This is a genomic window from Streptomyces sp. GL_140 (genome assembly GCF_057834465.1).
Window position 1 is genome coordinate 1,769,229 of sequence record NZ_CM174404.1, and the last position, 25,652, is coordinate 1,794,880.

The following is a 25,652-nucleotide window of genomic DNA, read 5'->3' on the forward strand; positions in this document are numbered from 1 at the left end:
TCTCCTTACGGTGCATTCAACGACAGGCATAACTATGCACTACTCCGTATGTTTCGTCAATCACGCCTCATCGACCCCCGCTGACCAGCACGTATATCGGAGGCACCGGCCACCCGCGGCCGCCTACCATCGGCAGACGACTCGGGGAGGGCGCAATGGGAGCCGGTGTACGGCGGGACGTGCTGATGGGCCAGGGGGCCGCGGTGGACCTGCTGGTGGGGCACAAGCCCACCCCTGTCGCCCGCCTGCTCGCCCAGAACGGGCCCGAGGCCTGGACCTCCTTCGACGAGGAGGTGCGCCGCATCGGCCGCCGCTCCCACGAGCCTCGGCGCAGCAAGCGGACCGAGGCGCGGCTGTGCGACCCCGACGGGCGGGTCCGCGCGGCCGCCCTCCACGCCTGGTGGATCCCGCCGCTCGAACTCCTCCTGCTCACGTGGGTCGCCTGGATCCCGCCGGTGCGCCGACGCATCCGGCTGGTGCTCCACCGGGCCGCGGCCACGTACCCGCCGCTCGAACTCGTCCTGATCCGGTGCGCCGACTGGGCCCCGCCGGTCCGCGGGCGCGCCCGCAGGGTGCTCGGCCGGATGGTGGCCAAGGACCCCGCCGGATGGTTGATCCACCTCACCCCGCTCATCCTGCACCTGGGCCGGCGCGAGCACGGCGCCTGGGCGGTGGAGCAGCTGGAGGCCGCCCTGACCGGCCGGTACTCCCTCCTCGCCGCGTGGTGGCGCCCCGGGCGGCCCTCGACCACCTGGAGCTGGAACTCCCTGCCCGAGGCGCAGCGCGAGGACATCCTGGACCTCCTGCGCGAGCGGGCCGACCTGCCGACCCGGCGCTTCGCCGCCCGGCTGTCCGTGCAGACCGGCAGGCTGGGCGTACGGGAGCTCGCGCTACTGGCCGCCTGCGAACTCGATCCGGCCACGGCCCGGCTGTGGACCGACGCCGCGCTCCGGATCATGGCCGCCGACGGGCCGGACGACGCGGCGATCGACGCCCTGCTGACGGGGATCCTCCCGATGGTCCGCGCCTCCGGGGTCACCGCCCTTCGCGGGGCCGGGCGGGCGTCCGAGGCCGAGCACCACCTCACCGACAGGTCCGGCCTCGTACGGGCCTGCGCCCGCTGGCTGGTCAAGCAGGACGGCGGGGACCCGTACGAGCACTACCTCGACCTGCTCACGGCCCCCGGGCAGTTCTCCCCGTACGCGGTGACCGGCTTCGCCGAATGCGCCAAGCACGCGGACGCACCGCTGCTGCGCCACCTGCTCGGCCACCCCTCCGGCTCGGTGCGGGCCGCCGCCGTGGCCGGGCTGCGTCATCTGGACGACGCCACGGACGACGCGCTGCTGCTCCCCCTGCTGGACGACCCGTCGGCGTCGGTGGCCCGCGAGGCCTGCCTGACCCTGCTCCAGGTGACGGAGCGGCTGGACCACCGCCGCCTGGCCGAGCGCATCGCCCCCGACCGGCCCCTGCACGTGCGCCGGGCCGCCTTCCGGATGCTGCGCGCACTGGGCGGGATCCATGAGCTCCGGGCCGCGGTGGCCCTGTCGAAGGACCCCGACCCGTTCCTGCGCCGGGCGGCCCAGGGGATCGTGATCGGCTGGGACTGGCGGTTCACCTGGCGCACCGGAGAGACGGACCTGCCCGAACTGGCCGGGCTGCTCGAGCGGTCGGAGCACCTCCTCCACAAACCCGGCATACGGCTGCAACGCTCCCGGCTCGGTCTCACCGAGTGAAATTCCCGGCCGTCGACCCGGACCTCCGGGGGATAATCCGATCATGGGAAAGCTCTACGAACGTATCGACGGCCGGCTGCGCAAGTTCATCGAGGAGCAGCCGATCTTCTTCACCGCGACCGCCCCGCTGTCCGGTGACGGACACATCAACCTCTCCCCCAAGGGCCGCGCCGGGACCCTCGTCGTCATCGACGAGCAGACCCTCGCCTACCTGGACTTCGGCGGCAGCGGCGCCGAGACCATCGCCCACGTCCGCGAGAACGGCCGCATCACGCTGATGTGGTGCGCGTTCAGCGGGCCGCCGAGCATCGTGCGCATCCACGGCGAGGGCGAGGCCGTCTTCCGTGACGACCCGCGCTGGGACGGACTGGTCGAACTGTTCGGCGAGGCCGACGGACCGGCGGCGCGCGCCGTCATCCTCGTCAAGGCCCGCCGGATCGCGGACGTGTGCGGGTTCGCCATCCCGTTCATGGAGTACCAGGGCGAGCGCACCCTCCACGCGGAGTACTTCGGCCGCAAGACGGACGAGGAGTTCAACGAGTACTGCGAGAAGAAGGAGTTCATCGGGGTGAGCGTCGACGGCCTGCCTGCGCTGCCACTGCCCCTTCCGCCCCGTAACGTCTGAGATGTGCTGCGAACCGCGCTTCTCGTCGCCTCACTGGCCGTCACCACCCTGATCCCGCAAGGGCGTCACGGCTCCCCGCCGCTGGCCGCCCTGCTCACGGACACCGGCGGCGGCAGCCAGCTGATCACCGCGGTCGCCCCCGCGCCCGGCTCCACGACGGGACGGGTGACCTGGTGGGACCGGCGGGCGGGGCGCTGGTACGAGGCCGGCAGCGCTCCGGCCCGCTTCGGTGCGAAGGGCCTGACCGAGGGCGCGACCCGCACCCAGGGCACGGACACCACGCCGGCCGGCCTGTACGCGCTTCCGTACGCCTTCGGCATCGCGCATGCCCCGGCCGGGACACAGGTCGGCTACCGGCGGGTGACCCCGGCCTCCTGGTGGTGCCAGGACAACGCCTCCCGCAGCTACAACCGCTGGGTGGAGCCGCTGCCCGCGGACTGCGCGCCGGGCGAGGCCGAGCACCTGGCCGGATACGCCCAGCAGTACGCGCACGCGCTGGTCGTCGCCTTCAACTACGACCGGCCGGTACGGGGCCGGGGCGCGGGCATCTTCCTGCACGTCAACGGCAAGGGCGCCACGGCCGGCTGCGTCTCGGTCCCGGTGGGTGCCATGCGGGAGATCCTGCGCTGGGCGAACCCGCGCAGGCACCCCCACATCGCGATCGGGACGGAGTCGGGGCGCCTGGCGGTCACCCGGTACTGACGGCGCCGGTCAGCTCTCCTTCTGGGCCAGCCGCAGCAGGTGGTCGGCCAGCGCCTGGCCGCCCGCCGGGTCGCGGCTGATCAGCATCAGCGTGTCGTCGCCCGCGATCGTGCCGAGGATCGCCTGGAGCTCGGCCTGGTCGATCGCCGAGGCGAGGAACTGGGCCGCGCCCGGCGGGGTGCGCAGGACCACGAGGTTCGCGGAGGCCTCCGCCGAGATCAGCAGTTCCCCGGAGAGGCGCCGCATGCGCTCCTCCTTCGCCGACTCGCCCAGCGGTGCCTGCGGGGTGCGGAAGCCGCCCTCGCTGGGGACCGCGTAGATCAGCTCGCCGCCCGTGTTGCGGATCTTCACCGCGCCGAGCTCGTCGAGGTCGCGGCTGAGCGTCGCCTGGGTGACGCTCAGCCCGTCGTCGGCGAGCAGCTTGGCCAGCTGGCTCTGGGAGCGGACCGGCTGCCGGTTGAGGATGTCCACGATCCGGCGGTGGCGGGCGGTGCGGGTCTGCGGAACGGACTGGCCACCCCCGGACTCCGTCTGGGGGGACCCCCAGGATTCGTGCTCCTGCGCCTGACTCATCGTCGTCCCATTCCCAGTTCGATCATCCGTCCACGTCCGCGGCGGACTTCGCTGCGTCCAGCACCCCGGGCAGGGCCTGGAGGAACGCGTCCGCCTCGGCCTCGGTGAGCACGTACGAAGGCATGAGCCGTACGACGTCGGGGGCGGGCGCGTTGACCAGGAAGCCGGCGTCCTGAGCCGCGCGCTGCACCTGCGGTGCGAGCGGCTCGGTCAGCACGATACCCAGGAGAAGCCCGGCACCGCGGACGTGCGAGACGAGCGGGTGTTCGGATCCTTCGATTCCGCTCCGCAGCCGCTCCCCGAGCTCCTTGACCCGGCCGAGGAGCCCCTCGGCCGCGATGGTGTCGATGACGGCGAGGCCGGCGGCGCACGCGACCGGGTTCCCGCCGAAGGTGGTGCCGTGCTGGCCGGGCTGGAGCAGGTCGGCGGCCGGACCGAAGGCGACCACCGCCCCGATCGGCAGTCCGCCGCCGAGACCCTTCGCGAGCGTGACGAGGTCGGGCTCGACGCCCTCGTGGGCCTGGTGTTCGAACCACTGGCCGCAGCGGCCGATGCCGGTCTGCACCTCGTCGAGGACGAGCAGGGTGCCGGTGGCGCGGGTGATCTCGCGGGCAGCCGTCAGATAGCCGGCGGGCGGTACGACCACGCCGTTCTCGCCCTGGATCGGCTCGATGATCACGAGCGCGGTCTCTTCGGTGACGGCGGCCCGCAGGGCCTCCACGTCGCCGTACGGGACGTGCGTGACGTCCCCGGGCAGCGGGCGGAAGGGGTCCTGCTTCTTGGGCTGGCCGGTGAGCGCCAGGGCGCCCATGGTGCGGCCGTGGAAGCCGCCGTCGGTGGCGACCATGTGGGTCCGCCCGGTCAGCCGGCCGATCTTGAAGGCACCCTCGACGGCCTCGGCGCCGGAGTTGCAGAAGAAAACCTTGCCCTCGCGGCCGAAGAGCTGGAGCAGCCGCTCGCCGAGCGCGAGGACCGGCTCGGAGGCGTAGAGGTTGGAGACGTGGCCGAGGGTGGAGATCTGCCCGGTCACGGCGGAGACGATCGCCGGGTGGGCGTGGCCGAGGGCGTTGACCGCGATCCCGCCCACGAAGTCGGTGTACTGCTTGCCGTCCGCGTCCCACACCTGGGCGCCGGCGCCGCGTACGAGAGCCAGCGCGGGCGTCCCGTAATTGTTGGTCAGCGCGTCCTGCCAGCGGGCCGCGTAGTGCTGGTTGCCGGTGGCCTGGCCGCTGGTCTCCTGGGTGGCGGTCATTCGGGGTCCCCTCCCACTGCGTCGGGCACGACCATCGTGCCGATTCCCTCGTCCGTGAAGATCTCCAGCAGGATCGAGTGCTGGACCCGGCCGTCGATCACCCTGGCGGTGGTCACTCCGCTGCGGACGGCGTGCAGGCAGCCCTCCATCTTCGGGACCATGCCGCTCGACAGCTCGGGGAGCAGCTTCTCCAGCTCGCTCACGGTGAGCCGGCTGATGACCTCGTCGCTGTTGGGCCAGTCCGCGTAGAGCCCCTCCACGTCGGTGAGGACCATCAGCGTCTCGGCGCCGAGCGCGGCGGCGAGCGCCGCCGCGGCCGTGTCGGCGTTCACGTTGTACACGTGGTGGTCGTCGGCGCTGCGGGCGATGGAGGAGATGACCGGGATCCGGCCGTCCGCCAGCAGCGCCTCGATGGCGCCCGTGTCGATGGCCGTGATCTCGCCGACCCGCCCGATGTCCACGAGCTCGCCCTCGATCTCGGGGGTGTGCTTGGTGGCGGTGATGGTGTGGGCGTCCTCGCCGGTCATGCCGACGGCCAGCGGCCCGTGCTGGTTGAGCAGTCCGACCAGCTCGCGCTGGACCTGCCCCGCCAGGACCATCCGTACGACGTCCATCGCCTCCGGCGTGGTGACGCGCAGGCCCGCCTTGAACTCGCTGATCAGGCCCTGCTTGTCCAGCTGGGCGTTGATCTGCGGGCCGCCGCCGTGCACGACGACCGGCTTGAGGCCGGCCTGGCGCAGGAAGACCACGTCCTGGGCGAAGGCCGCCTTCAGCTCCTCGTCGATCATGGCGTTGCCGCCGAACTTGATGACGACGATCTTGCCGTTGTGGCGGGTCAGCCAGGGCAGGGCCTCGATGAGGATCTGGGCCTTGGGCAGCGCGGTGTGCTTGCGTGCGGTGCTCATGAGGAGTACGCGCTGTTCTCGTGGACGTACTCGGCCGTCAGGTCGTTGGCCCAGATGACCGCGGACTCGGAGCCGGTGGACAGGTCGGCGGTGATGCGCACCTCGCGGCCCTTCATGCTCACCAGGTCGCGGTCCTCGCCGACCGAGCCGTTCTTGCAGACCCAGACGTCGTTGATGGCCACGTTGAGACGGTCCGGGTCGAAGGCGGCCTTCGTGGTACCGATCGCGGACAGGACGCGGCCCCAGTTCGGGTCCTCGCCGTGGATGGCGCACTTGAGCAGGTTGTTGCGGGCGATGGACCGGCCGACCTCGACCGCGTCGTCCTCGGTGGCCGCGCCGATGACCTCGATGCGGATGTCCTTGCTGGCGCCCTCGGCGTCGCCGATCAGCTGGCGGGCCAGGTCGGCGCAGACGGTGCGCACTGCTTCCGCGAACGCCTCGTAGGCAGGCACCTGGCCGGACGCGCCCGAGGCGAGGAGCAGCACGGTGTCGTTGGTGGACATGCAGCCGTCGGAGTCGACCCGGTCGAAGGTGGTGCGGGTCGCGGAGCGCAGCGCCTTGTCGAGGGTGGCGCTGTCCAGGTCGGCGTCCGTGGTGAGGACGACGAGCATGGTGGCCAGGCCCGGGGCGAGCATGCCTGCGCCCTTGGCCATGCCGCCGACCGTCCAGCCGTCCTGGTTGACCGTGGCGGTCTTGTGCACGGTGTCGGTGGTCTTGATGGCGATCGCGGCCGCCTCGCCGCCGTCGGCGCTGAGCGCGGCGACCGCGGTGTCGATGCCGGGGAGCAGCTTGTCCATGGGGAGCAGTACGCCGATCAGGCCGGTGGACGCGACGGCGACCTCGCCGGCGTTGACCTCTCCGCCGAGGGCCTCGGCGACCTTCTCGGCGGTGGCGTGGGTGTCCTGGAAACCCTTGGGGCCGGTGCAGGCGTTGGCCCCGCCGGAGTTCAGGACCACCGCGCTGACGGCGGTGCCCCGCAGGACCTGCTCGGACCAGTGGACGGGCGCGGCCTTGACACGGTTGGAAGTGAAGACGCCTGCGGCGGCCAGACGCGGGCCGTTGTTGACGACGAGGGCGAGGTCCGGGTTGCCGTTCGACTTGATCCCGGCGGCGATGCCGGCCGCCGTGAATCCCTGTGCTGCCGTGACACTCACGGTGCGACTCCGATCGTGGAAAGACCCAGGCTCTCGTGGAGGCCGAGGGCGATGTTCATGCTCTGGACAGCGCCGCCGGCGGTGCCCTTGGTGAGGTTGTCGATGGCGCTGATCGCGATGATCCGCTGGGCGGCTTCGTCGTACGCGACCTGGATGTGAACGGCGTTGGAACCGTAGACGGACGCGGTCGCCGGCCACTGCCCCTCGGGCAGCAGGTGCACGAAGGGCTCGTCGGCGTACGCCTTGTCGTACGCGGCGCGGACCGCGTCGGCGGTGGTGCCGGGGAGCGCCTTGGCGGAGCAGGTGGCGAGGATGCCGCGGGGCATGGGCGCCAGCATCGGCGTGAAGGACACCGAGACCCGCTCGCCGGCGAGGGGGCTGAGGTTCTGCACCATCTCGGGCGTGTGGCGGTGGCCGCCGCCGACCCCGTACGGGCTCATGGAGCCCATGACCTCGGAGCCGAGCAGGTGCGGCTTGAGCGCCTTGCCGGCCCCGGAGGTGCCGGTGGCGGCGACGATCACGGCCTCGGGCTCGGCGAGCCGTGCGGCATAGGCGGGGAAGAGCGCGAGCGAGACGGCCGTGGGGTAGCACCCGGGCACGGCGATGCGCTTGCTGCCCGCCAGCTCGGCGCGGGCTCCCGGCAGCTCGGGGAGGCCGTAGGGCCAGGTCCCGGCGTGCGGGGCGCCGTAGAACGCGTCCCAGTCGGCGGAGTCCTTGAGCCGGTGGTCGGCGCCCATGTCGACAACGAGGACGTCCTCGCCGAGCTGAGCGGCGACGGCGGCGGACTGCCCGTGGGGCAGTGCCAGGAAGACGACATCGTGCCCGGCGAGCGCCTCGGGCGTGGTCGCCTGCAGGGTCCGCCCGGCCAGCGGCACCAGGTGCGGCTGGAGCGAACCGAGCAGCTGCCCGGCGTTGGAGTTCCCGGTCAGCGCGCCGATCTCGACCTCGGGGTGGGCCAGGAGCAGGCGCAGCAGCTCCCCGCCCGCATACCCACTCGCACCGGCCACCGCTACACGTACCACCATCGGACCCTCCTCCTCGATGGCATGACTATACGTATCTCCGCAGTTTTATGCAAAGAGTTCCATGATCTTCCGCCGGGCGGGTGCGACCGCCCGCACTACGGCGCGGCGTCAGGGGCGGACCGCCGCACGCCCGGCCGGACGGGGGTTCCTGACCGGGCGGGTGAGGATCTTGGAGACACAGGCCGGGATGGCGGCGTCCGCTTCGTGCGAGCGGGCCCGGTAGGCGCTGGGGCTCTCGCCGACCAGCTCGGTGAAGCGCGAGCTGAACGATCCGAGCGAAGTGCAGCCCACCTCGAAGCAGACCTCGGTGACGCTCAGGTCGCCCCGGCGCAGCAGCGCCTTCGCCCGCTCGACGCGGCGGGTCATCAGGTAGCTGTACGGGGTCTCGCCGAAGGCCGCGCGGAAGCTGCGGGAGAAGTGCCCCGGCGACATGAGGGCGATGCCCGCCAGCGCGGCGACGTCCAGCGGGCTCGCGTAATCGCGGTCCATGGCGTCGCGGGCGCGGCGCAGCCGCACCAGGTCCTGGAGCATCACATGGACCAGCATGGCACGGCGGGGGGCGACAGGCGGCGGGCGGCGGCCGCCGGATGCCCAGGTACTGCGAAACCGGGCCCCGTGCGGGACCCGGCTCGGAGTCGGGAAGGCGAAGGGCCTACTTCTCGCCCTTCGCGGCCTTCTCCGCCTTCTCGGCCTGCATCTGCTTGATGCGGACGGTCTCCTTGCGGACATCGGCCTGGGTGGCGCGCTCCTTGGCGAGCCACTCGGGCATGTCCTCCTTCAGGGCCTCGATCTGCTCGGTGGTGAGCGCCTCGGTGACACCGCCGCGGGCCAGGCCGGAGATGGAGATCCCGAGCTTCGCCGCGACCACCGGACGGGGGTGCGGGCCGTTGCTCCGGAGGTCCTGCAGCCACTGGGGCGGCTCGGCCTGGAGGGCGGCCAGCTCGGTGCGCGAGACGACACCCTCCTGGAACTCTGCGGGGGTGGCCTCTAGGTACACACCCAGCTTCTTCGCCGCGGTCGCGGGCTTCATGGTCTGGGCGTTCTGCTGCGACGTCATGGTGTCCAGGGTATAGAGCGTGTGCGCCCCCTCCGACCACGGCCGGTAATCTGGCCGGGTGACAGACTCCCGGACACCCCCGACGTTCCAGCTCGCGTACGTACCCGGGGTGACGCCCACCAAGTGGGTCCGGGTCTGGAAGGAGCGGCTGCCCGATGTGGCGCTGACCCTGGTCCAGATCACTCCCGGCGAGGCCCCCGCACTGCTGCGGGAGCGCGGCGCCGATGCCGGATTCGTCCGGCTGCCGATCGACCGTACGGGCCTCAGCGCGATCCCGCTCTACACCGAGACCACGGTCGTCGTGATCCCCAAGGACCACCTCCTGGCCGCGGCCGAGGAGGCCTCGCTCGCGGATCTGGCCGACGAGATCGTGCTCCACCCGCTCGACGACACCCTCGACTGGGAGCAGCTGCCGGGCAAGCCCGCGCTGCAGCGCCCGGAGACCACCGCCGACGCGATCGAGCTGGTGGCGGCGGGCATCGGGGTGCTCGCCGTACCCCAGTCGCTCGCGCGCCTGCACCACCGCAAGGACCTGACGTACCGCACGCTCCTCGAGGCCCCCGCCTCGCGCGTCGCGCTGTCCTGGGCCGAGGAGGACGAGACCCCCGACCTGGTGGAGGAGTTCATCGGGATCGTGCGCGGGCGGACGGTCAACAGCTCCCGCGGCCGCGGCCGCACCCAGCCCGAGCCCGAGCCGAAGAAGGCGAAGCCGGCGCGCAAGCCGGCCCCCCGCTCGGGCGGCAAGCCGGCGGCCAAGAACCCGCGCGCCGGCGCCCCCAAGGGCGGCAAGGCGACGGCCAAGTCCACCGGCAAGCGCGGCAAGCCCCGCGGACGCTAGGGCCCGTCCTCCCTTTCGGATTCCGCCGGCCCGCCGGCCCGGTTCGGGCCGGCGGATATTCGCACGCTTGCACAGTCCCCGGAATGCACCGCGTCCGGCGCACACCGATGCCTATAGTCACCTCGTATTCATTTCGTCACACTGAGTGATCTGGGGGCAAGGGTGTTGCGCATCGTCAAGGGACTCTCCGCACTGGCCGCCGGGGCGGCCTTCGCCCTGGGTCTGGCGGTCGCGCCCGCCGGGGCCGCCGGCGCGGCGGCCACCGCCGAGGGATCGTGCGCGGGCGGGGTCACCGGGCGGCTGCCCCGGGTGCAGGACCAGCGGTTCTACGTGCAGTGCGGGGGCGGCATCGCCACCGTGCTGGCCTGCCCCACCGGGCAGGTCTACGCCCCCGAGCGCCAGCTCTGCGACGACCCCGGGCGGGTCCGCCCCTCCGTGGCCACCGCCGCGGTGGCCGCGACGGCCGGCCCGGCGAAGCTGAACGGGCTGCTGTTCGGCGTCAAGAACCTCAGCGCCACCGTGCGCATCGCAGACGCTCCGGCCGGGCTGGACGGCGTACCGGTCACCTTCACCACCCTCGGCGGACGGACCCTCTGCACCGCGGTCACCGACCAGTTCGGCGCCGCCCGCTGCGACACCCCGGCCCGGCTGACGATCCCGCTGGACGAGATCCTGCGCGGCTACCGGGCGAACTACGCGGGCATCGGCGGGATCTACCTCGGTTCCTCCGCCACCGCCCCCGTCTCGCTGCTCTGACGCCCCTTCAGGAGCCGAGCCCGTGCCGGACCCAGACGTTCGGCTCGACGTAGACCGCGTAGCCCTGCTGCGGATCGCAGTGGACCGGGTTCAGGGCTCCGGGTACGTGGACCGGGCCCGCCTCGTCGAAGGGGAGGCCGGTCCACTCGCGCCACTGCGCCAGCGAGCCGGTGACCGTCATCGACAGCGGGGCCACCGAATCGATGACGGCGCCGGCCCGCACGTGCACCCGTAGCCACGGGTCGTGGGGCAGGCCGTCCTCGCGGGTGCGGTACGCGTATTCGTGGATCGAGGCGTCCGGCTCGGCGGGCTTCCCGTTGGGCCGGACCGGGGCCACGACCTCCGTGAAGCCGTGCGCGCGGGCGTTCTCCCGCATGGCCGTGAGCATCTTCCCCGACAGGCCCTGGCCCTGCCGGTCCGGCCGGACGCTGATCTCGATGGCGCTGACCGTGTCAGGCTTCGTCCCGCGCCGCAGGTCCGAGAAGGCCCACATCAGCACCTGGTCCCAGCCCTGCGCCGGCAACTGCCCGTCCCGGCCCGCCACATGGAGGGCGAAGGGCACGCTGAAGGCCTTGGCGACCACCTCGCCGGTGGCTCCGTCGGTCGCGACGAAGACGTACTCCGGGAGCTCTGTCACCATCCTCGGGTACAGCAGCCAGGCGATCGAGTCCTGGGAGGAGAAGGCGGGCCACGAGTCCGCCATTCCCCAGAGGGCGTCGGTCAGTTCGGGCCGCTCCGCGAGCGTGGTGATCCGGATGTCCGTGCTGTCGTCCATGCGCGCAGGGTAAAGCGCCACTGACCTGCGCCTCAACCGGTTTACACCGGCGCCTGGAGGGAGAGGTGCCAGCGCCTGGGCCAACCCGCCAGCGTGACCGTGGACAGGGGGCGGACGTCCACGCTCCAGTAGGTCGACGGGGGCACGTTCAGCGCGTAGACGAGCGCGGCCCGCACCACCGAGGGCTCCGCCACCGCCACGATCGCTCCCCCGTCGTCGGCCGGCCGGGAGTCGAGCCAGCCGCCGATCCGGGCGATGAAGGCGAGCAGGGATTCCCCGCCGTGCGGGGCGGCCCGGGGATCCGCGAGCCACAGGTCCACTGCGGCCGGCTCCCGGGCCGCCACCTCGGCCAGGGTCAGCCCCCGCCAGCGGCCCATGTCGCACTCGCGCAGCGCGGGCTGCGCCATCGGCGCGTACCCGAGGGCCGCACCGGTGGCCCGGCTGCGCGAGGTCGGCGAACAGTAGCGGAGGTCTGCCGAGCCCAGCGGTACGAGGCCGCGCGCGGCGGATTCCACCGCGCGCCAGCCGTCCACGTCGATGGGGCGGTCGTCGTCGAAGCGCTCTGCGAGCAGCGAGGTACTACGGGCTGCTGCGACTAGCGAAACCCGAACATGCATGCGGCGATGGTGAGCCGCATGTGCCACGGGGTCAAGCGTCTGGACCGAGCGCCGACCGCAGCCGCCTGACCGCCTCGGTCAGTTCGCCCGCGCCGGACACCCCGGCGAAGCTCATCCGGACGTACGGAGCAGGTGGTTCCGCACAGAAGAAGGGCCGTCCGGGCGCGACCTGCACCCCGGCGCGCAGCCCGGCCGCCGTGAAGGCCGTGTCGTCCAGGCCCCCGCCGGTCCTGACCCACATCTGGTATCCGCCGCGCGGCGGGTGGGGCACCTCCACCTCCGGCAGCTCCCGGCGCAGGGCCCCCAGCAGGGTCTCCCGGCGGTGGCGCAACTCCTCGGCCAGGACCTTCAGGTGGCGGGGCCAGGCCGGCGCCCCGACCAGTTCCAGGGCGGCTTCCTGGAGCGGGCGGGGCACGAAGAAGCTGTCGACGACCTGGATCGCGCGCAGCCGGTCGCGCACCGGGCCGCGGGCGGTCAGCGCGCCCACCCGCAGGCTGGGCGAGGTGATCTTGGTCAGGGACCGGACGTGCACGACCACCCCGTCGGTGTCCTGGGAGGCCAGGGTCGCGGGCAGCGGGCCGGAGTCCTCGTGGACCAGCGAGCGCGCGTAGTCGTCCTCCACCACGAAGGCCCCGGCGGCGCGCGCGATCCGCAGCACCTCGGCGCGCCGCTCGTCGGACAGCACCGCCCCGGTCGGGTTCTGGAACAGCGGCTGGCATACGAACACCCGCGCGCCCGTCGCCTCGAAGGCGGCGGCCAGCAGCTCCGGCCTGACCCCGTCCGCGTCCACCGGGACCGGCACCGGCCGGCACCCGGAGGACCGGGCGATGGCCAGCAGCCCCGGGTAGGTCGGGGATTCGACGAGGACCGGCGCCCCGGGCGGGGCGAGCGCCCGCAGGGCGGTGGTCAGCGCGCTCTGCCCGCCCGCGGTCACCAGGACGTCCGCGGCGCCGATGGTCCCGGCCGGTCCGCCGATCTCCCGCGCGAACCACTCCCGCAGCTCCGCCAGCCCTTCCACCGGGGGCCTCCCCCACGCCCCGGGCCGCCGTCCGGCGCGGGCGAGGGCGGCGGCCATGGCCCGCTCGGGCTGGAGGCCGGGGTGCAGGTAGCCGCCGTTGAGCTCGATGACCCCGGTCGGCGGCACGGTCAGGGTGGCCATCACCCCGGAGGCGTCCACGGAGCGCGGGACCACGTCGCCCGCCCCTTCGGCGCTCAGCGCGACGGCCTGCCAGGAGGTGTCTCCGGGCGCGGGTGCCTGCGTACGGGGCTGCGCGCGGAAGGCGCCGGCTCCGGGGCGGGTGACCACGAGGCCTTCGGCGGCGAGCTGCGCCAGGGCCCGGGTCACGGTGACCGGACTGACCCGGTAGCTCTCGACAAGGGCCCGGCTGGACGGGAGCTTTCCACCCAACGGGTAGCGGTTCAGCTCCGACCGCAGGGATTCCGCCAGCTCTGCCACACTGCTACGCTCGTACATGACAGCAAAGAATAGCGCTACTCTCCCCAAGGCGATAGCGGTTCGGACCCCGGTCACCAACGGCCCGGCGACGGGCCCGGCCCCCCGCGGCCGGTTCGGCGGAGGCACCGTCCTCGCCTCGGCCGGTGTCGTCACTTTCTCGCTGACCTTCCCCGGCACCGCCTGGGGCCTGCAGAGCTTCGGCCCCTGGTCCCTCTTCGGGCTGCGCTGCCTGCTCGCGGGCCTGGTCGCCGCCGGCTGTCTGCTGGCCGGGCGCGTATCGCTTCCCGACCGCGCGCACTGGGCGGGCCTCGCGGTGGTCGCGGGCGGCACCGTCATCGGCTTCCCGCTGCTCACCACCCTCGCGCTCCAGACCTCCACGACCTCGCACGCCGCCGTCGTGGTCGGCCTGCTGCCGCTGACCACCGCGGCGATCTCCTCGCTGCGCACCGGGGCCCGGCCCTCACGGAGGTTCTGGGCGGCGGCCGCCGCCGGGGCCGGCGTGGTCCTCGCGTTCACCGTGTCCCAGAGCGGCGGCTCCCTCTCGGCCGGCGACGGCCTGCTCTTCGCCGCCCTCCTGGTGTGCGCGGCCGGGTACACCGAGGGCGGCCGACTGGCCCGGCTGATGCCCGGCTGGCAGGTGGCCGCCTGGGCGCTGGTGCTGTGCCTGCCGATCGGCGTGGCCGGCTCCGCGCTCGGGCTCGCGTACGAACCGGCCCACCTCACCTGGCACGGGCTGGCCGGGCTCGTCTGGGTCGCGGTCGGCTCCGCCTTCCTCGGCCTCTACCTCTGGTACCGGGGCATGGCCGAGATCGGCGCGGCCCGCGCGAGTCAGCTGCAGCTCGCGCAGCCGCTGCTGACCCTGGTGTGGTCGGTGGTGCTGCTCGGCGAGCAGCTGTCCCCCGCCGCGCCCGTCGCCGCCTGCGCCGTACTGGTCTGCATCGCCGTGACCCAACGGGCCAAATAGCTGCGAAACGACCTAAACTGCTAGCACCGGATCGGACCGCCACCGTAGGAGGTCAGCTATGCGCGCGACCGAGGGCGACCAGCTGGTTCAGCACGGAAGGATCGTGGGCCAGCACGACAAGGTCGGAGAGATCACCCAGGTCCTGGGAGAGAACGGCACCCCTCCCTACCGGGTCCGCTTCACGGACGGGCACGAGGCCGTCATGTCCCCCGGCCCCGACTGCATCGTGAAGCACCCCGCCGACCACGACAACTGACCGGAATCAGTGATTCAGGACGGCGGCGCCACCACCGTCGGGTAGTGGTCCGCGACCACCCTGGCCATCGCCCCGTTGGGGTCCGCGTCCACCTGCTTCGCCGAGAAGTAGGCATGGCCGCGGACCTCCGGGTATCCGGCGGCGAAGCGCACGTGCCGCGACAGCTCCCGCGGATCGCGCCAGGCCGCGGTGGAGCTGTTCGCGTCGCAGCGGTAGAGCGCCTCGCCCACGTAGAGCTGGACGCGGGTGCCGGCGACGGTGCGCGCCCACCAGGGGACGACGGCCGCGTAGTCGGCGGTCGGGTGACCGATCTGCCAGTAGGCCTGCGGTGCGATGTAGTCGATCCAGCCCTCGCGCACCCACTTGCGGGTGTCCGCGTACAGGTCGTCGTAGGTGGCCACGCCCGCCTTCGTCGGCGAACCGAGCGGATCGCGGTCGGAGTTGCGCCAGATGGCGAAAGGACTGATTCCGAAGCGGACCCCGGGTCGCAGCGCCCGTAGCCGCCCGGACATCTCCTGGACCAGGGTGTCGGTGTTGTGGCGGCGCCAGTCGGCGCGGGTGGCGAAGGAGCGGCCGTACTTCTCGTACGCGGCGTCGTCGTCGAAGTCGCGGCCCTCGACGGGGTACGGGTAGAAGTAGTCGTCCCAGTGGACCCCGTCGAGGGGGTAGCGGGCGACCGCGTCGAGCATGGCGTCCTGCACGAAGCGGCGCACCTCGGGCAGCCCGGGGTTGTAGTACAGCTTGCCGCCGTAGGGGACGGTCCAGCCGCGGTTGCGGCGGGCCGGGTGCTCGGGGACGAGCAGGCCGAGGTCGGTGTGGTTGGCCACCCGGTACGGGTTGAACCAGGCGTGCAGCCGGAGCCCCCGGGCGTGCGCTTGGGTGACGGCGGTGCCGAGCGGGTCCCATCCGGGATCCACTCCCTGCTCACCGGTCAGCCACTGGGACCACGGCTCGCGTGCCGAGGGCCACATCGCGTCGGCGGTCGGGCGGACCTGGAGGATCACCACGTTGAGGCGGCGGGCGACGGCCCGATCGAGCAGGTGGAGCAGCTCGGCGCGCTGTTCGGAGGCGGGCAGTCCGCTCTCGGAGGGCCAGTCCACGTTCTGCACGGAGGCGGCCCACACGCCCCTGAACTCGGCCTTTGCCGCCTCGGCCGCCTCGGGCGCCCCCCGTTCGGGCGCCACCGCGGCCCCCTCGGACCCCCGCACCGCTTTCGCCGGGGCGGCCGTCGCCGCCGCCGCCAGCGCGCCCGCCGCTCCGGCCAGTACTCCCCGCCTCCCGATGCGCGCCATGTGACGACTCCGTTCCGCTCCGTGACATTGCCTGGTGTCCGCCCAGCATGCCCGCCCCGGCCCGACACGCCGGGCAAGGACGGGGGTAACGTCGGGGAGCGTGGCGGGCGCCGGAACGCAGTTACCACTGCACGAGTACGGGGGACCCGCGATGGAGAGCAGCGAAAGGCACGATGTGACGGACCTCCCAGACGACATCGCACGCGTCGGCGTAGTGGGCTGTGGCCAGATGGGCGCGGGCATCGCGGAGGTGTTCGCCCGCAGCGGTCTCGAGGTGATGGTCGCCGAGACCACCGGCGAGGCCCTGGAGCTCGGACGGACCCGCCTGCACACCTCGCTGACGAGGGCCGCCGAACGCGGCAAGATCAGCGAGGAGGAGCGGGACGCGACCCTGGCCCGCCTGTCGTTCACCACCGACCTCGGCGAGTTCGCCGACCGCGACCTCGTCATCGAGGCGGTCGTCGAGAACGAGCAGGTCAAGACGGAGATCTTCCAGGTCCTCGACCAGGTGATCACCCGCCCGGACGCGATCCTCGCCTCCAACACCTCCTCGATCCCGCTGGTCAAGCTGGCCGTCGCGACCTCGCGGCCCGACCAGGTCATCGGCATCCACTTCTTCAACCCGGCCCCGGTGCAGCAGCTCGTCGAGCTGATCCCGGCGCTGACCACCAGCGACGAGACCATCAAGCGGACCGAGGCCCTGGTCGGAGGCGTGCTGAACAAGCACGCGATCCGCGCCCAGGACCGTTCCGGCTTCGTCGTCAACGCGCTCCTCATCCCGTACCTGCTCTCCGCGATCCGGATGTTCGAGTCCGGCATCGCGAGCCGCGAGGACATCGACAACGGCATGGAGCTGGGCTGCGCCCACCCGATGGGCCCGCTGAAGCTCGCGGACCTCATCGGTCTGGACACGGTGGCCTCGGTGGCCGACTCGATGTACGCGGAGTTCAAGGAGCCCCTGTACGCGGCTCCCCCGCTGCTCCAGCGGATGGTCGACGCCGGCCGCCTCGGCCGCAAGACCGGCTCGGGCTTCTACCCGTACGGCTGACCCCCGGACCGGCCGCCGGCGCCCGGTCCGGTCACGGCGCCGGGCCCGGACACGGCGCCGGCGCCGTCACGGCGCTAGCCGAGCCGCAGGTGGTGCAACAGCAGCAGCCCGGCCGCCATGTTGGCGGCCGGGACCTCGCCGCGCGCGATCATGTCCGGCACCAGCTTGAGCGGGACCCATTCGCGGCGCGAGGACTCGAAGTCGTCCTCGGGGTGACCGGTGTACGTGGCTCCGTCCGCCCAGTAGAGGTGGTGGCGGGCGTCGGTCAGCCCGTTGGACGGCTCCACGGTCATCAGGTGGCGGAGCGGGCCGGGCCGCCAGCCCGACTCCTCCTCCATCTCCCGGGCGGCGGCGCTCTCCAGCGACTCGCCGTCCTCAACCACCCCGGCGGGCAGTTCCCAGCCCCAGCTGTCGGTGATGAAGCGGTGGCGCCACAGCAGCAGCACCTCGTTGGCCTCGTTGACGGCCGTGGCGACGGCGACCGGGCGCAGCCGGATCACGAAGTGGTCCAGGTGCCGGCCGTCGGGGAGTTCCACATCGGCGAGGTTCACGTCGAACCAGCGGTTCGCATACACGGTTTGCTCACTCAAGTTCATCCACTGCACGGTTCTGCCACCTTCCGATCGAGTAGGTGGCAACATGGCAGCAGTTCACCCGGTCACAGGGGAACGCGCAGCGCACCGTCGATGAGCTCCGCGGTCTCCTGCGCACCCGAACAACCGCTGGTCAGCAGCTGTTCGCGGACCGCGCGCAGCCGGTCGCGAAGTCGCAGCGACTCCATCCCCTTGGCCCTCTCGGCCATCTCCGCCGCCGAGGCCACCGCCTGATCGGCCTCGCCCTGGCGCAACTGGATCTCGCACAGCATCGCGAGGCGGTGCACTCGGCCCCGGTCGTGCGCGGGGGTTCCCACCGCCGCCGCGGCCTGCTCGTGGGCCGCCCGCAGATCCCCCATCCCCAGCAGCGCCTCGGCCACCTGTACGTTGACCAACCCGGGCTGCACGTACCCCGTCTCGTCGGGCTCCGTGCCGGGCCGGATCCGCTCCGCGGCCGCCTCGGCGTTGCGGATGCAGGCCAACGCGGCTGTGGTGTCGCCGAGTTGGGCGTACGCCTTGGCCTGCATGGCGTAGAGATCGGCGGCCAGTGCCGGGGTGATCTGCCGGCCCGCGGCGCGCAGGGCGGCCTCGGCGAAGGCCACGGCCTGGCGGAACTCCCTCAGGTGCAAGGACTGGTTGACGAGCAGCGCGATCACGTAAGCCCCCAGCCCCCGGTCCCCGCTCGCCTTGGCCAGGCGCAGGGCCTGGTGGAAGTACCGCTGGGCCAGCCCGTGCGCATCCGAGTCGTAGGCGCAGATCCCCGCCACCGCCACCAGGGAACCGCTCGCCCGGTGCAGACTGCGGCCGAGCCCGTCGGAGTAACTGCCGCGCAGCATCGGGGCGGCCTCGCTGCCGAGGAAGCGCACGATCCGGTCCCGGGTGGCCACGCCGCCGGCCCGGCGGTACATCAGCTCGTAGTGCGCGCGGGCGGCCCGCAGGATCTCGATGTGCTCGGGTCCGACCCGGGTGGGCCCCTCGCGGGACACGTCGGCGTCCTCCGGCGGGTTCTCCCACTCCCACACCGGAATCACGGCGGGCGTCCCCGTGACGGCCTCGGTGCTCAGGAGCGGCAGCCGGCCCTGCCCGTCCGAGCACCACAGGGCGGCGGCCAGGTCGACGAAGCCGCTGAGCGGGGACGCGTGCGAGCCCGCGCCATGCTGCCCCGGCACCCCGAACCCGACGTCGTCCAGGCACAGCGCCCGGCCCAGCCGGCCCCCGACCACCTCGCAGATCAGGTCGGGCACCTGCCCGCGGGGCCGCTGCCCCTTCAACCACCGCGCCACGGCGGTGTGTTCGTACCTCAGTGCCAGTCCCCGGGTACGGCCCGCCTGGTTCACGTGCGCGGCGAGTCCGGCGTGGGACATGCCCGCCTCGGCGAGGAGGGCATCGAGCAGTGCGTTGGGCTGCATAGGCCCCTCCAAGGGGTCGTCGGATCCAGGCTAATGGGTGCGGGGTTCACACGGGGTGCAAAGCGTCCAATTCACACAGGGTGTGAACCCAGTACGCGCATAAATGCGATACGCACCCTCCCGGAGGACCCCCTCCGGGCGTTTCACTTAGGGGCCTCGCCAAGAGGTAGCCCGGGTCGTCGGCTCCCCCTCGTACAGTGCGACGACCCGTCAACCGCGCCGCCCCTCCTGTTGTCTGCCCGACACTCCACGGCAGGCGGGCGGCGCGCTTCGGCTCCGCCGGGCCCTGGTTGGTCGCCAGGCCCCCGCCGAGCCGGACCGAACGCGTGCCGGGCCCACCCACCCGGGCCCGGCCCGCGTGGTCCCCCTGTCGGCGCGGACGTCCGCACCCCAGCCGCCCGGGCGTCCGCACCCACACCCCGAGGCCATTGGGGTCCTGCGCGGGGCGTGCCTCGCGCGGCACCGGACCACCGCAGCCTCCGCTTCGCTACGTTGGCGCGCATTGTCCCCCGCTCCGGAAGAAGATCCGATGCGCCAGCCTTCCCCGGCCGGAATTCGTCGACGCGTCGCGTGGTTGACCGCCGTCCTCGCCGCGTCCGTACTGTCCCTGGGCGCCTCCCCTGCCCACGGCCATCCGGCCGCCGACGACCCCCCGCCCAAACCGGCGCACCGCCGGTCCGACGGGTCCGCCCACCACCACCCCGCAGGGCACTGGCACAAGTCCCCACACCTCCACGAACAGGCGCGGACCGGCCACTACGGCGGCGGCAGCGACCTGCCCATCGGCACGCGCCGCACCTGGCCGACCATCGACTGGGACTTCCAGACCGTGCTGCGGGAGTTCGAGCTGCGCGAGGTCGCCCCGCACATCGAGCTCTGGGTGCGGACCGGAGACACGCGCGTCTTCAACAACGACTGCAGTGCCTCCAACGCCGACGACCTCGTCGTCCCCGACGAGCAGCTGCGCTACATGGCCGAGCAGTTCGAGCACGTCATCCGCCCGCGCGAGGCCCGGGTGTTCGGCACTCCGACCCCGCGCGACGGGAGCAGGGCCAAGCCCGAACTGCTGGACCCGAGCATTCCGGCGGACGCCTGGCGCGGCCGAGGCGAGCGCGTCGTCGCGCTCGTCGACAACATCCCGACGGGCGGAGAGTTCCTCTCCGAGGCCATCAACGCGGTCGACCGCAACTTCCTCATCGTCCAGTCGGCGGGGTGGAAGACCATGGTCGGCGCGAAGCCGAGGTCGCTCGGACCGGACCTGTGCCGGGTCTGGGAGGGCTTCCCCATGCCGAACTACATCGAGGGCCTCCTCGCCCACGAGTACAACCATGCGATCTGGCACAGCAGGGCCGAGGACGTCTCCGGACCCAACTGGATCGTCGAGGGCACGGCCGAATGGGCCCGATGGCTGGTCGGCTACGACGACCGGACCCAGGACGCCCTGAAGAACCTGAAGATCGCCTGCTTCCAAGGCCGCCAGGACGCCGCGATGCCGCCCGGCTACACCGACCCCTACGGCGACCGCGCCGGAGGCCCCGAGAACTCCCTCACGGTGTGGCCCGACCCGGGCCAGAGCTCCCTCTGTGACTACGGCGGCGCCGAGATCATGATCCACACTCTCGACGAGCGGTACGGACACGACTTCGTCAGGGACCTGCTGTTCGCGGGTGGCGGCTCCGGCTTCGACCGGCTCACGAGGACCCTGACACGCCACCACGCCAAGGAATCGGCTTTCCAGCTCCTCAAGGACTGGTCCGCGACAGCGGCGCTCGACGGCCTCCTCGACGACGGCGCGAAGCTCCGCGGCCACGATGATCCCGCCCGCTTCCGGGTGAAGGCCCTGCACTCGACAGTCAACCTCGACACACCCTTCGCCTACGCCCGCCCCGGCGCCCCTTCCAACGGCGCCGACTTCGTCCGCCTGCGCGACGGCGCCGGGACGTACCTCAATGCCGGCGACCTGCGCTCGGTGCGGTTCGACTCGCCGGATGTCTACCCGACGCAACCGGTGCAGTGGAGCGTCGATCCGGACGGCCACGGCTCCGGCGACCCCGCCCTGTCCTCGGGCCCGCTGGGCGACGAGACCAGCATCGACCGCAGCATCGTCCTGTCGGTCACGGTCGACCCGGCCGACCCGACGCTCTCCTTCGACGCCCGCTGGGACATCGAGCCCGGCTACGACCTCGGCGCGGTCCAGGTGTCCACCGACGGGGGTGCCACCTTCACCTCCCGCCGGAGCGCGGGGATGACCACCGCGCTCCCGGACGCCGCTGCCAACATCACCGCGCAGCTGCCCGGATTCAACGGCGACTCCGGTGGCTGGACGCACCAGACGATCGACCTCGCCGACCTCGCGGGCCGCACGGTCCTGGTGGCCTTCCGCTACCTGACCGACAGCAGCGTGACCCTCCCGGGCCTGTGGATCGACAACATCAGGGCCGGCGGCACACTCGTCTCCGACGGATCGACCCTGGCCGACTGGCAGACCATCAGCTCCTACCAGATCAAGAAGATCCCGGGGATCGGCCTGCGGCTCGTGGCCTGGACGGCGGACCACAGGCAGGCCTGGACGGCCGAAGTGCCGCTCGACGCCGACCGTCACGCCTCACTGGGCCGGGACCAGCTCAGGCGCCTGCTCGGCACCAAGGCGGAGACGGTCCTCGCGATCGTCGACCACTACGAGCCGACCGAGACGGTCCTCGCGCCCGCGCCCTACCGGCTCACCGTCAACGGCACTCTCCAGCCGGGCGGGTGAGACCCGGCACCAGAACGCACCGGAGGGGTGCATCCGGTTCCCGGATGCACCCCTCCAGCTGTTGCCGAAGCAGCTACTACGCTCCGCGCAGCACCGCGCCCGTGCGCTCGCCGGCCAGGGCGACGGCCGCGTCGCGCGCGGCCGTGGACTCCTCGGCGGTCAGCGTGCGGTCGGTCGCCCGGAAGCGCAGCGCGTAGGCCAGGGACTTCTTGCCCTCGCCCACCTGCTCGCCCTCGAAGACGTCGAACAGTCGCAGCGACTCCAGGAGCTCACCGGCACCCTTGCGCAGCGCCGCCTCGACGGTGGCGGCCGGAACCGACGCGTCGACGATCAGCGCCACGTCCTGGGTCGCCACCGGGAAGGAGGAGATCCGGGGCGCCTGCAGGGCCTCGCCGCCGGCCGCCGCGAGGCGGTCCAGGTCGAGCTCCATCGCACTGGTGCGGGCCGGCAGGCCCATCGCCTTGACCACGCGCGGGTGCAGCTCACCGGCGTGGCCGATGACCGTCTCCACCCCGTCCAGGGTGACGATCAGCTCGGCGCAGCGGCCAGGGTGCCAGGGACCGTACTGGCCCTGGCGGACCACCAGCTGCGCACCGGCCTCGACGGCCAGCGAGCGGGCCGCCTGGATCGCGTCGGCCCAGTCGGCCGGGTGGCCCTTGCCCCACCAGCCGGCCTGCTCGCGGGCCCCGGCCAGCACGACCGCGGCGTAGCGCGGCTGCGCGGGCAGGGCCGCGTTCAGGGTGGCGATCTCCTCGTCCGTGGGACGCCGGTCGACGCCGAGGCGTACGGCGACACCCGGCTGAGCGGCGGCGCGGAAGACCGAGCCGGTCTCGAAGAGGGCGAGGTCGTGGCTGCCCCGGCTGTCGTTGCGGCGCAGCGCGCCGAGCAGACCCGGCAGCAGCGTGGTGCGCAGCGCCGGCTCCTCGTCGGAGATCGGGTTGACCAGCTTGACGACCTGGCGGGAGGCGTCGTGCGCGGACAGCTGGAGCTGGTCGAAGACGCCCTCCCCGAGGAAGGGGTAGCTGAGCGCCTCCACGTAGCCCGCGCCGGCCAGCGCGCGGCCCACCCGGCGGTGCAGCTGTTGCCGGGCGGTCAGACCGCGGCCGGAGGGCACCTGCGGGAGGGTGGACGGGAGGTTCCCGTAGCCCTCCAGCCGGATGACCTCTTCGGCGAGGTCGTTGGGCTCGGCGAGGTCGGGCCGCCACGACGGGACGGTGACGACGAGCTCGTCCTGGCCGTAGACGTCGCAGCCGACCTCCTGGAGGCGGCGTACGACGGTCTCGCGGCCGTACTCCATGCCCGCAACCTTGTCGGGGTGGTCCGCGCTCATCGCGATGGTTCGCGGGGCACCGGGGGCGGTGAGCTCGGTGACCCCGGCCTCGGCGGTACCGCCGGCGAGCAGGACGAGCAGGTCCACGGTGCGCTGCGCGGCCGCGGCGGCGGCCTGCGGGTCCACCCCGCGCTCGAAGCGCTTGGAGGCCTCGGAGGACAGCTTGAGGCGGCGGGCGGTGCGCGAGATCGACACGGAGTCGAAGTGCGCGGCCTCCACGACCACCTCGGTGGTGCCGGTGACCGCTCCGGTCGCCGGGTCCGTGACGGAGTCGGCGATCTCGGTGTTGGCCCCGCCCATGACACCGGCGAGCCCGATCGGGCCGCTGTTGTCGGTGATCACCAGGTCCTCGGAGTCGAGCGTGCGCTTGACCCCGTCGAGGGTGGTGAACTTCTCGCCCTGCTCGGCGCGGCGGACGCCGATGGCGCCGTCGATGCGCGAGCGGTCGTAGGCGTGCAGCGGCTGGCCGAGCTCCAGCATCACGTAGTTGGTGATGTCGACGGCGAGCGAGATCGGACGCATGCCCGCCTTCTGCAGGCGGCGCGTGAGCCAGATCGGGGAGCGCGCCTCGGGGTCGAGACCGGTCACGGTGCGCGCGGTGAAGCGGTCGCAGCCCTGCGGGTCGTCGATCTTCACGGCGTAGCCGTACGAGTTCGGCGCGGGCACGTCGAGCAGCGCCGGGTCGCGCAGCGGCAGGCCGTACGCGGTGGCGGCCTCGCGGGCCACACCGCGCATGGACATGCAGTAGCCGCGGTCCGGGGTGATGTCGATGTCGAGGACCTCGTCGACCAGCTCCAGGAGCTTGATCGCGTCGGTGCCGACCTCGTGCTCGTGCGGCAGCACGATGATGCCGTGCGTGCCGTCGTCGCCCATGCCCAGCTCGTCGCCGGAGCAGATCATGCCGTGCGAGGTGCGGCCGTAGGTCTCGCGCGAGGCGATCGCGAAGTCGCCGGGCAGCACCGCGCCGGGCAGGACCACGACGACCTTGTCGCCCACGGAGAAGTTCCGGGCGCCGCAGACGATCTCCTGCGGCAGGCCGGTGCCGTTGGCCGGGCCGACGTCCACCGTGCAGAAGCGGATCGGCTTGCGGAAGCCTTCGAGCTCCTCGATGGTCAGCACCTGGCCGACGACGAGCGGGCCCTTGAGCCCGCCGCCGAGCTGCTCGACGGTCTCGACCTCGAGGCCGGCGTCGACGAGCTTGGTCGCGACGTCGCGACCGGTTTCACCCGCGGGGAGGTCGACGTACTCCCGCAGCCAAGAAAGCGGGACCCGCATCAGATCTCCATCCCGAACGGCCGGGTGAAACGGATGTCACCCTCGACCATGTCTCGCATGTCTTCGACGTTGTGGCGGAACATCAGCATCCGCTCGATGCCGAACCCGAAGGCGAATCCGCTGTACTTCTCCGGGTCCACACCGCAGGCGATGAGCACCTTGGGGTTGACCATTCCGCAGCCGCCGAGCTCGATCCAGCCCTCGCTGGAGCAGGTGCGGCACGGGCGGTCGGGGTTGCCCACCGAAGCGCCGCGGCACACGTAGCACTGCATGTCCATTTCGGCGGACGGCTCGGTGAAGGGGAAGAAGTGCGGGCGCAGGCGCGTGGTGGTGCCCTCGCCGAACAGCTCCTGGACCATGTGGTCCATGGTGCCCTTGAGGTCCGCCATGGTCAGGCCCTCGTCCACGGCGAGCAGCTCGACCTGGTGGAAGACCGGGGTGTGCGTCGCGTCGAGCTCGTCGGTGCGGTACACCCGCCCCGGACAGACGATGTAGACGGGGGGCTTGCGCTCCAGCAGCGAGCGCGCCTGCACCGGAGAGGTGTGGGTGCGCAGCACGACGCCGGACTCGTCGCCCTCGGTGCCCTCGGGGCCCTTGACGAAGAAGGTGTCCTGCATCTGGCGTGCCGGGTGGTCGGGAGTGAAGTTGAGGGCGTCGAAGTTGAACCACTCCGCCTCGACCTCGGGGCCCTCCGCGACCTCGTACCCCATGGCCACGAAGATGTCCGCGATGCGGTCCATCAGCGTGGTCAGGGGGTGCCGGGCGCCGGCCGGAACCCGGTCGTAGGGCAGCGTGACGTCCACTGCCTCCTCGACCAGCACCCGCTCGTCGCGCTCGGCTTCGAGCGCGACCGTGCGGGCCCCGAAGGCCTTGTTCACGGCGCCGCGGGCCTGACCCACGATCTTGCCCGCCGCGGCCTTGGCCTGCGGCGGCAGGGCGCCGATCTCGCGGTTGGCGAGCGCCAGGGGCGAGCGGTCGCCCATGTGCGCGGTCTTCGCCTCACGCAGCGCGTCGAGGTCGCCGGCGGAGGCGAAGGCGGCGAGCGCCTCGTCCCGCATGCGCTCGATCTCTTCCGGTTTCAGTGCCTCGACCTCAACAGGGTCGTACGACTTGTTCGGTGCCGACATCTCTTCCCGTACTTCCGATGGCTGGCTGGTGGGTCCCCGCCGCGACACGCACGACGCGCTCGGCACAAGGACACAAAGGTGCCAAAGGTCGAGTCTAAAGGTCGCTGGGGGTGAAGGGGCCCGTCGGGCTTCCTG

The 25,652-nt window shown here is 72.4% G+C and carries 24 protein-coding genes; 9 read left to right on the plus strand and 15 right to left on the minus strand.

What is annotated here, in order from left to right; genetic code table 11:
• Positions 1-155 precede the first annotated feature (155 nt).
• Genes AC3IYJ_RS08245 through AC3IYJ_RS08255 form a run of 3 tightly spaced genes read left to right on the plus strand, consistent with a single transcriptional unit; the run spans position 156 to position 3,060 of the window.
• Positions 156-1,733, plus strand: coding sequence for a hypothetical protein (locus tag AC3IYJ_RS08245; protein ID WP_489400673.1), 1,578 nt, complete (start codon positions 156-158; stop codon positions 1,731-1,733).
• A 43-nt stretch (positions 1,734-1,776) separates the two neighbouring features.
• Entirely contained in the window at positions 1,777-2,358 is a 582-nt protein-coding gene (locus AC3IYJ_RS08250) for a pyridoxamine 5'-phosphate oxidase family protein (RefSeq protein ID WP_489400674.1), read from the plus strand.
• Between the two features lie 6 nt (positions 2,359-2,364).
• Positions 2,365-3,060, plus strand: coding sequence for a L,D-transpeptidase family protein (locus AC3IYJ_RS08255; protein ID WP_489402735.1), 696 nt, complete (start codon positions 2,365-2,367; stop codon positions 3,058-3,060).
• Positions 3,061-3,069: 9 nt separating this feature from the next.
• Here the strand turns inward: AC3IYJ_RS08255 and AC3IYJ_RS08260 are convergent, their stop codons facing one another.
• The 7 genes from AC3IYJ_RS08260 to AC3IYJ_RS08290 form a co-directional block, all read right to left on the minus strand.
• On the minus strand, positions 3,070-3,633 hold the full coding sequence (locus tag AC3IYJ_RS08260; RefSeq protein WP_489400675.1) for an arginine repressor: 564 nt from the start codon (positions 3,631-3,633) through the stop codon (positions 3,070-3,072).
• A 22-nt stretch (positions 3,634-3,655) separates the two neighbouring features.
• Positions 3,656-4,885, minus strand: a complete 1,230-nt coding sequence (locus AC3IYJ_RS08265; RefSeq protein WP_489400676.1) for an acetylornithine transaminase — start codon at positions 4,883-4,885, stop codon at positions 3,656-3,658.
• Positions 4,882-5,790, minus strand: coding sequence for an acetylglutamate kinase (argB, locus tag AC3IYJ_RS08270; RefSeq protein ID WP_489400677.1), 909 nt, complete (start codon positions 5,788-5,790; stop codon positions 4,882-4,884). The genes AC3IYJ_RS08265 and argB overlap by 4 nt, the downstream gene beginning before the upstream one ends.
• A complete protein-coding gene (gene argJ / locus AC3IYJ_RS08275; protein ID WP_489400678.1) occupies positions 5,787-6,944 on the minus strand; it encodes a bifunctional glutamate N-acetyltransferase/amino-acid acetyltransferase ArgJ in 1,158 nt (385 codons plus the stop codon). Before argJ ends, argB begins: the two co-directional genes overlap by 4 nt.
• On the minus strand, positions 6,941-7,969 hold the full coding sequence (argC, locus tag AC3IYJ_RS08280) for an N-acetyl-gamma-glutamyl-phosphate reductase (protein ID WP_489400679.1): 1,029 nt from the start codon (positions 7,967-7,969) through the stop codon (positions 6,941-6,943). Before argC ends, argJ begins: the two co-directional genes overlap by 4 nt.
• A 108-nt stretch (positions 7,970-8,077) precedes the next feature.
• Positions 8,078-8,503 (minus strand): helix-turn-helix transcriptional regulator, encoded by a 426-nt coding sequence (locus tag AC3IYJ_RS08285; protein WP_489400680.1) that lies wholly within the window; start codon positions 8,501-8,503, stop codon positions 8,078-8,080.
• Positions 8,504-8,621: 118 nt separating this feature from the next.
• Positions 8,622-9,026, minus strand: coding sequence for a DUF5997 family protein (locus AC3IYJ_RS08290; protein ID WP_489400681.1), 405 nt, complete (start codon positions 9,024-9,026; stop codon positions 8,622-8,624).
• A gap of 58 nt (positions 9,027-9,084) precedes the next feature.
• On the opposite strand from AC3IYJ_RS08290, the gene AC3IYJ_RS08295 reads away from it, so the two are divergent.
• Positions 9,085-9,864: a LysR family substrate-binding domain-containing protein gene (locus tag AC3IYJ_RS08295; protein WP_489400682.1), complete on the plus strand. Its 780-nt coding sequence runs from the start codon at positions 9,085-9,087 to the stop codon at positions 9,862-9,864.
• 162 nt (positions 9,865-10,026) lie between these two features.
• Positions 10,027-10,620, plus strand: coding sequence for a chitin binding peritrophin-A domain-containing protein (locus AC3IYJ_RS08300; protein WP_489400683.1), 594 nt, complete (start codon positions 10,027-10,029; stop codon positions 10,618-10,620).
• A gap of 7 nt (positions 10,621-10,627) precedes the next feature.
• Here AC3IYJ_RS08300 and AC3IYJ_RS08305 read toward each other — a convergent pair whose 3' ends face one another.
• The 3 genes from AC3IYJ_RS08305 to AC3IYJ_RS08315 are packed head-to-tail and all read right to left on the minus strand — an operon-like array spanning position 10,628 to position 13,486.
• A complete protein-coding gene (locus AC3IYJ_RS08305) occupies positions 10,628-11,395 on the minus strand; it encodes a GNAT family N-acetyltransferase (RefSeq protein ID WP_489400684.1) in 768 nt (255 codons plus the stop codon).
• 41 nt (positions 11,396-11,436) lie between these two features.
• Complete coding sequence (locus AC3IYJ_RS08310; RefSeq protein ID WP_489400685.1) at positions 11,437-12,012, minus strand: histidine phosphatase family protein; 576 nt, start codon at positions 12,010-12,012, stop codon at positions 11,437-11,439.
• Between the two features lie 31 nt (positions 12,013-12,043).
• On the minus strand, positions 12,044-13,486 hold the full coding sequence (locus tag AC3IYJ_RS08315; protein ID WP_489400686.1) for an aminotransferase-like domain-containing protein: 1,443 nt from the start codon (positions 13,484-13,486) through the stop codon (positions 12,044-12,046).
• On the opposite strand from AC3IYJ_RS08315, the gene AC3IYJ_RS08320 reads away from it, so the two are divergent.
• Positions 13,485-14,432: a DMT family transporter gene (locus AC3IYJ_RS08320; RefSeq protein ID WP_489400687.1), complete on the plus strand. Its 948-nt coding sequence runs from the start codon at positions 13,485-13,487 to the stop codon at positions 14,430-14,432. The two genes, AC3IYJ_RS08315 and AC3IYJ_RS08320, sit on opposite strands and share 2 nt — an antisense overlap.
• A 58-nt stretch (positions 14,433-14,490) precedes the next feature.
• Entirely contained in the window at positions 14,491-14,688 is a 198-nt protein-coding gene (locus AC3IYJ_RS08325; protein WP_489400688.1) for a DUF1918 domain-containing protein, read from the plus strand.
• Positions 14,689-14,702: 14 nt separating this feature from the next.
• Here AC3IYJ_RS08325 and AC3IYJ_RS08330 read toward each other — a convergent pair whose 3' ends face one another.
• Positions 14,703-15,980 (minus strand): glycoside hydrolase family 10-like protein, encoded by a 1,278-nt coding sequence (locus tag AC3IYJ_RS08330; RefSeq protein ID WP_489400689.1) that lies wholly within the window; start codon positions 15,978-15,980, stop codon positions 14,703-14,705.
• Positions 15,981-16,131: 151 nt separating this feature from the next.
• Here AC3IYJ_RS08330 and AC3IYJ_RS08335 point away from each other — a divergent pair, with 151 nt between their 5' ends.
• Positions 16,132-17,028, plus strand: a complete 897-nt coding sequence (locus tag AC3IYJ_RS08335; RefSeq protein ID WP_371615057.1) for a 3-hydroxybutyryl-CoA dehydrogenase — start codon at positions 16,132-16,134, stop codon at positions 17,026-17,028.
• 74 nt (positions 17,029-17,102) lie between these two features.
• On the opposite strand, the gene AC3IYJ_RS08340 is transcribed toward AC3IYJ_RS08335, so the two are convergent.
• Positions 17,103-17,624: an NUDIX hydrolase gene (locus AC3IYJ_RS08340; protein ID WP_489400690.1), complete on the minus strand. Its 522-nt coding sequence runs from the start codon at positions 17,622-17,624 to the stop codon at positions 17,103-17,105.
• Positions 17,625-17,686: 62 nt separating this feature from the next.
• The gene (locus tag AC3IYJ_RS08345) at positions 17,687-19,030 is read right to left on the minus strand and encodes an NsdA family TPR-like regulatory protein (RefSeq protein ID WP_489400691.1); all 1,344 of its coding nucleotides are present in this window, start codon (positions 19,028-19,030) and stop codon (positions 17,687-17,689) included.
• Positions 19,031-19,559: 529 nt separating this feature from the next.
• On the opposite strand from AC3IYJ_RS08345, the gene AC3IYJ_RS08350 reads away from it, so the two are divergent.
• Positions 19,560-21,785, plus strand: coding sequence for a choice-of-anchor J domain-containing protein (locus AC3IYJ_RS08350; protein ID WP_489400692.1), 2,226 nt, complete (start codon positions 19,560-19,562; stop codon positions 21,783-21,785).
• Between the two features lie 76 nt (positions 21,786-21,861).
• Here the strand turns inward: AC3IYJ_RS08350 and pheT are convergent, their stop codons facing one another.
• Together pheT and pheS are read right to left on the minus strand one after the other, a co-directional pair.
• Positions 21,862-24,390 carry a phenylalanine--tRNA ligase subunit beta gene (pheT, locus tag AC3IYJ_RS08355; protein WP_489400693.1) on the minus strand — a complete coding sequence of 843 codons (2,529 nt, stop codon included), beginning with the start codon at positions 24,388-24,390 and terminating at the stop codon, positions 21,862-21,864.
• Positions 24,390-25,517: a phenylalanine--tRNA ligase subunit alpha gene (gene pheS, locus AC3IYJ_RS08360; protein ID WP_330295523.1), complete on the minus strand. Its 1,128-nt coding sequence runs from the start codon at positions 25,515-25,517 to the stop codon at positions 24,390-24,392. The genes pheT and pheS overlap by 1 nt, the downstream gene beginning before the upstream one ends.
• Positions 25,518-25,652 lie beyond the last annotated feature (135 nt).